Below are 2,126 nucleotides of genomic sequence, written 5' to 3'. Positions count from 1 at the left end.
GTCCGGCGTCACACGTTGCAGATGTCGGTACCCACGGTGAACACAGCATCCTGAGGCAGGATCCCGACATGCGCAGGTTCAACCAGTACGACAACGAGTTCGACGTCGGCATGAGCGGACTGCTCGGCTACGGCGCCGCCTACGAGGCCACCCACGAGTGCGACCTGCTGATCCTGCTCGGCACCGACTTCCCCTACAACGCCTTCCTCCCCGACGACGTGCAGATCGTCCAGGTCGACGTCCGCCCGGAGGTGCTGGGCCGCCGCTCCCGGCTGGACCTGGCGGTGTGGGGCGACGTGCGCGAGACGCTGCGCTGTCTGGTGCCGCGGGTGCGGGCCAAGGAGAACCGGCGGTTCCTCGACCGGATGCTCAAGAAGCACGCGGACGCGCTGGAGGGGGTGGTGAAGGCGTACACGCGCAAGGTCGAGAAGCACGTCCCGATCCATCCGGAGTACGTGGCCTCCGTCCTCGACGAACTCGCCGACGAGGACGCGGTGTTCACCGTCGACACCGGTATGTGCAACGTGTGGGCGGCCCGCTACATCTCGCCCAACGGCCGCCGCCGCGTGATCGGTTCCTTCTCCCACGGCTCGATGGCGAACGCGCTGCCGATGGCGATCGGCGCCCAGTTCACCGACCGGCGCCGGCAGGTCGTCTCGATGTCCGGCGACGGCGGATTCGCCATGCTGATGGGCGACTTCCTGACCCTGGTCCAGTACGACCTCCCGGTGAAGGTCGTGCTCTTCAACAACTCGGCCCTCAGCATGGTCGAGCTGGAGATGCTGGTCGCGGGCCTGCCCTCGTACGGCACCACCAACGTCAACCCCGACTTCGCCGCCGTCGCCCGCGCCTGCGGTGCTCACGGGGTGCGGGTCGAGAAGCCCAAGCAGCTCGCCGGAGCGCTCAGGGACGCCTTCCGCCACAAGGGGCCGGCCCTGGTCGACGTGGTCACCGACCCCAACGCGCTCTCCATCCCGCCCAAGATCAAGGCCGAGATGGTCACCGGGTTCGCGCTCTCCGCGTCCAAGATGGTGCTCGACGGGGGAGTGGGCCGGATGGTTCAGATCGCCCGCTCCAACCTGCGCAACGTGCCCCGGCCGTAGGTCAGCCGGTGGGCACCCACTGGCGGACGCCGTCCACGAAGCCGTACCAGTAGTGCGGCAGGCCCCTGACGGAGCTGGTGCGGAACGGCTGCCCGTGGTCGTCGACGCGGACCGTGCCGGAGCGGCCCTGCGACGACCAGTCGAGCTCCAGGTACCAGCGGCAGTCGCAGCCCGCGGTGGAGGCCCTGACGCGCAGCACCTCCGGGTCGGTGGCCGAGACCCGGTAGGGCAGGCGCATGGTGGAGACGGTCCGCCCGTCCGGGCCCTCGCCGGCCACCGGACGGGCGATCGGACGGTCCTTGTCCAGGTCGACGTCGAAGTGGCGCGGGGTGAGCCCGCCGCCGCAGCCGTCGGCCATGGAGTAGGCGACGCCGGGCGCGGGCGCCGTACGGCCGACGACCCGCACCCGCAGGTTCTCCAGTACGACGGCCGTGGCCGAGCGGCCCTGCACCGACACCTCCACGATCGTGTCGCCGCCGTGCACCGCGTTCTGGGTGGCCGCCCAGACGGCGGCGTCCTGCGGGACGGGCGGCGGCGGGACCAGTGACGGCTGCTTGTCGATGACGTAGTCGTGGTCGCACCCCAGTTCCCAGAGCTGGGAGTCGGCGGTCCAGGTGAGGGGGACGGCCGCCGCGGGGGAGGAGGGGGCACGGGTCGCCGCACCACCGGCGGACGGAGACGGAGACGGCGAAGGAGACGGCGACGGCGACGGCGACGGCGACCCGGTCGGGGAGGCGGTCGCCCTCGGGGAGGCGGACCCGGTGCCGCCGCCGCGCTTCGCGGTCCCGGCGGCGGTCGCCGGGGCGGCACCGGAAGGCCGTGCGGCGCCGGTGGCAGGCGAGCGGTCGTCGGACAGGGCGGACAGACTGCCCAGCGTCACGAGAAGCACCCCGGCGACAGCCGACGCGACCAGGCTGCGGCGACGGCGATACCAGGGCAAGAAGACAACGACACCCTCCGGCGCCTCGGCCGTCGCCCCTGCCTCCGCTTCCACCTCCGCCTCCGACTGCGCCTCCGCCTCGG

At 71.9% G+C, this 2,126-nt stretch carries 1 protein-coding gene and 1 pseudogene; one reads left to right on the top strand and one right to left on the bottom strand.

Annotated elements, in window-relative coordinates:
* Nucleotides 1–83 precede the first annotated feature (83 nt).
* Nucleotides 84–1,103, top strand: a pseudogene (locus ACZ619_RS25785) (thiamine pyrophosphate-dependent enzyme); the annotation flags it as partial.
* A gap of 1 nt (nt 1,104) precedes the next feature.
* Here the strand turns inward: ACZ619_RS25785 and ACZ619_RS25780 are convergent.
* A partial coding sequence (locus ACZ619_RS25780; protein WP_469603277.1) for a transcriptional regulator occupies nt 1,105–2,126 on the bottom strand: 1,022 nt, incomplete at its 5' end.

The sequence above is a fragment of the Streptomyces sp. NPDC104367 genome (genome assembly GCF_055583825.1).
The sequence above is the reverse complement of the archived record's forward strand: the minus strand, read 5'-3'. Positions and strand labels throughout refer to the sequence as shown.